Origin of the sequence: Microcoleus sp. T2B6 (genome assembly GCF_036700475.1) — a bacterium.
Lineage (GTDB): Bacteria > Cyanobacteriota > Cyanobacteriia > Cyanobacteriales > Microcoleaceae > Microcoleus.
Window position 1 is genome coordinate 5,486 of sequence record NZ_JAUBOZ010000174.1, and the last position, 3,685, is coordinate 9,170.

Consider the following 3,685-nt stretch of genomic DNA (forward strand, 5'->3'; position numbering starts at 1 on the left):
CCCGTTTATCCATTAAAGAGCTACTTTTGAACGTTAAAAATTAAAAATCAAAAATGAAGAATATTTCCTCATTTTTGATTTTTAACTTTTCATTTAGACGACAGCGGCGATCGGGCGGCTGGCGGAAGGACGGCGATCGATCACTTGATCGACTAATCCGTAGTCCTTTGCTTCTTCAGCGGACATGAAGAAATCCCGTTCGGTATCTTCTTCAATGCGGGAAAGCGGCTGACCGGTATGGTTGGCAAGATGTTCGTTCAGGCGGCGTTTGTGGTACAAAATCTCTTTAGCCTGAATTTCAATATCGGTTGCTTGGCCTTGAGCTCCGCCTAGAGGTTGGTGGATCATAATCCGGGAGTGAGGCAAACTCATCCGCTTGCCTTTAGCGCCGGCACTCAACAGAAAAGCGCCCATGCTGGCTGCCAAACCGAGACAAATAGTGCAAATGTCGGGGCGGATGTGGTTCATCGTGTCAAAAATGCCCATACCTGCTGTTACCGAACCCCCTGGGGAGTTGATATAGAGGTAAATATCTTTCTCCGGGTCTTCGGCGTCTAAAAATAGCAATTGGGCAACGATCAGGTTAGCCAAGTCTGAGTCAACCTGTTGGCCCAAGAAGACGATGCGATCGCGCAGGAGTCGCGAGTAAATGTCAAAGGCGCGTTCGCCGCGACCGGATTGTTCTATAACTGTTGGGATCATTGACGCCTGCCTGCCTATTACGTATCTTTTTTTAATTTTAGCGATTAGGGCTCAGTTATAGTTAGCGATCGGTGGCGTGCGATCGAGAAATCGGCAAAATCCTTGAACTGGGCGGGGTTGGGGCGTTAATTTGTGGAAGTTGTGGCGGGGGTGCGATCGGAAATCCGATCCTGCAGGCGATCGATGTTGAGGAAGCGGACATCAATAAACGTTAAATAATGTTGTTATGTGGCGATCGTATCATTGGGAGAACTTCCATCGCTCGATCGCGCCTGACACTAGGAAAATGGTCTAAAAATTCATCGACAGAATCACCAGCTTCGAGATAATCAAGTAGAGTCTCGATCGGGACGCGAGTACCAATAAAGACAGGAGTTCCACCTAAAATATCGGGGTCGCTATGAAAGATAGTAGCTGCGTATTGCAAAGAAAAGGCTGTGACATCAAGACAATCTTCTTCACTCCAGGTATCACTTTGCTCGAACGATCTGTTAGTTTCCATCGCTAAATCCCCACTGGATTTTTATAGATTATATCTTTGCTAGGATGGGAGCATCTCATATTTGTAAAAATACTTCTTCTGGCTCCTTCCTTCTTGTGGCTCCTTCCTTCTTCCTCTTTCCTTCTGCCTCCTGCCTCCTGCCTCCTGCCTCAAAACTCCAATTTCTAGCTTGGCCGCAAAGGTGAGATGCTCCCGCTAGGATTACTGGTAGCGGGATTTCTTTGATTTAATCACCTCAATTACATTGTCGTGTCTTTGCCCTTCAATAATATCCTTGAGATGAATCTGTCCGTTGACGTACTGAACGTGGATGCGCCAGCCTGAGACTTTATCAATATCAGCACGATAAACTGCCTGCTTCACACCCTTAACTTTATGCAGTCTCGTTTTGGGAAATTGTCTCGTCCTGTGACATTCCTGGTCTTCAAGTTCTGCTAAAGCTTCCAGAAAACTAATCTTTAGCTCGTCATCTGGCAAAATTTTCATAGCTTCGTAAATAATGCCATATTCATCACAGAGAATAAGGTTTTGCGCCATAACTTAAGCTGATTATATCTAGGCAGTTTCTCGATCGCGCTGAAGTAGGTCTTGATACAAAGACTCTGCTACACCCTTATACGCTCGATCGAGTTCGTCGTGTTGAATTGCTCGAAAAAGAGTAAAAATAGCTTGCCCAAAAATTGGGTCTTCGTCAACCGCCAAAACCACTCTTAGTTTTTGAGAAATTCGTAGCGTATAAAGCGAAGACTCGTAACCATTCAGGTCTGACGATAGCGGGAGACGACGCAGCTTGCGATACACATTTGATTTTTGAGTAGGAAAAAGGCTGGCACAATAATTAATTTTTTGAATTACTGCGGCTTTCTCATCTTCATTTAGCAGCGCAATATCTTTCTCAAATTCCCTTGTTGACTCAATTAGAATATCCACGTCAAAAACCGTAAAAAAATATATAAACATTATACTAAAAAAAGCTTTTAATTGTCAAGCCCCTTGCTCACCACTTACCAGCAAACGCGCTTGTTTAACAACCCACCATTCAAATTTTAATCGCCCAACCACGGCGGTACATCCCATACAAAATTAACCACCAAAATAATACCGCAGTCACGGCAAATGCCAGAGAACCATTCAGCGGCCCCCCCCACGGCACAAACCAGTTTTCATAAATCCAACTGTAAGTTGTTGGAGCATTTTCACCAGTACCGATATGAGTTTTTAACAGAATTCTGGCGACAATACCGGAGGCGACAAATAGAAAAATTGCATTCACTCCCATGATTTCAAACAGCCTCCCCCATTTCCAGCCTCGCACTTCAATTGTTTCGTAGCAAGCTGCTAGCAATAGCAAGGCCCAACCAGCAGTAAAAACTACATAAGAACTCGTCCAAAGTTGTTTGTTGATCGGAAAGGAAAATCCCCACAAGTGGCCGATTACCACGCAACAGAGGCCGCCGATTGCTAAGTTGATACTGGTGCGGGTTTTGATGGGCTGTACGCGCAGCCATTCTCCGGTAAAGTAGCCCATTAGGACTGTAACGCTTGCTGGTAAGGTACTCAACAATCCTTCGGGATCGAAGGGGCCGCCTTTGTACAGGTGTTGGCTACCGAGAATTAGCCGATCGACATATCCTCCTAAATTTCCTTCTGGCGTGAGTTCGCCGGCAGTGTACCCCCCTACAGCAAATACGGTTAGTGCGCCCCAATAGCCCAAAAGCAAGGCAACCGCGAGCAGTTTTTGATTGCGAGGGGAAAGGTTGAGAATGGCGATCGCACTGATGAAATAAGCTAAGCCGATGCGCTGCAATACTCCCATGATGCGGATTTTACCGAAGTTTTCCACTGGGGCGCTGTTGAGAAGTACGTCAAGGGCGATCGAAGATGTATTTAGCAGCAATCCTAATATAAATAGAATCGCGGCGCGGCGCGCAATTCGCCAGTAAATATTTGAAGCAGGAAGAAGAAAGAAGGAAGAAGGAAGAGGGTTTTGGGGGAATTCTGGTTTTTCCTTTGTTTGTGTAATTTTTGAGGTTTCTATTCCGGTTTTTGGATAATTTTGAATATATTTAGACAGCGAGAAAGACATCGCGCAGCCAACGATGAATAAGAAAAAAGGAAATACTAAGTCTGTCGGGGTACAGCCGTGCCATTCTGCGTGCTCTAGCGGCGGATACACCTGTTCCCAACTACCGGGGTTGTTGACTAGAATCATCGAGGCGATCGCAATTCCGCGAAAAACATCAAGGGATTTTAAGCGCATAAATTAAGTTATTTGTTCACTGTTCACTGTTCACTGTTCACTGTTCACTGTTCACTGTTCACTGTTCACTGTTCACTATCTTAGGTGATGCCCATTTCCTAATTCTTTTCTGCCCCATGCCCCATGCCCAATGCCCAATGCCCCATGCCCCATGCCCAATGCCCCATGCCCCATGCCCCATGCCCCATGCCCCATGCCCCATGCTGCTACTTGGCAGGTAA

6 protein-coding genes are annotated in these 3,685 nt (G+C 45.8%); all 6 read right to left on the reverse strand.

What is annotated here, in order from left to right; all coding sequences use genetic code 11:
- Positions 1-93: 93 nt before the first annotated feature.
- The 6 genes from clpP to QUA00_RS35300 all read right to left on the reverse strand — a co-directional run bounded on the left by clpP (position 94) and on the right by QUA00_RS35300 (position 3,464).
- The gene (clpP, locus tag QUA00_RS35275; protein WP_006635758.1) at positions 94-702 is read right to left on the reverse strand and encodes an ATP-dependent Clp endopeptidase proteolytic subunit ClpP; all 609 of its coding nucleotides are present in this window, start codon (positions 700-702) and stop codon (positions 94-96) included.
- Positions 703-763: 61 nt separating this feature from the next.
- The gene (locus QUA00_RS35280) at positions 764-904 is read right to left on the reverse strand and encodes a hypothetical protein (RefSeq protein WP_333413178.1); all 141 of its coding nucleotides are present in this window, start codon (positions 902-904) and stop codon (positions 764-766) included.
- Positions 905-913: 9 nt separating this feature from the next.
- Positions 914-1,204 (reverse strand): DUF433 domain-containing protein, encoded by a 291-nt coding sequence (locus QUA00_RS35285; RefSeq protein ID WP_333413180.1) that lies wholly within the window; start codon positions 1,202-1,204, stop codon positions 914-916.
- 201 nt (positions 1,205-1,405) lie between these two features.
- The gene (locus QUA00_RS35290) at positions 1,406-1,741 is read right to left on the reverse strand and encodes a hypothetical protein (RefSeq protein ID WP_333057897.1); all 336 of its coding nucleotides are present in this window, start codon (positions 1,739-1,741) and stop codon (positions 1,406-1,408) included.
- A gap of 18 nt (positions 1,742-1,759) precedes the next feature.
- Positions 1,760-2,164 carry a hypothetical protein gene (locus QUA00_RS35295; RefSeq protein ID WP_333223710.1) on the reverse strand — a complete coding sequence of 135 codons (405 nt, stop codon included), beginning with the start codon at positions 2,162-2,164 and terminating at the stop codon, positions 1,760-1,762.
- 79 nt (positions 2,165-2,243) lie between these two features.
- Positions 2,244-3,464 carry a heparan-alpha-glucosaminide N-acetyltransferase domain-containing protein gene (locus QUA00_RS35300; protein ID WP_333413182.1) on the reverse strand — a complete coding sequence of 407 codons (1,221 nt, stop codon included), beginning with the start codon at positions 3,462-3,464 and terminating at the stop codon, positions 2,244-2,246.
- Positions 3,465-3,685: the final 221 nt, after the last annotated feature.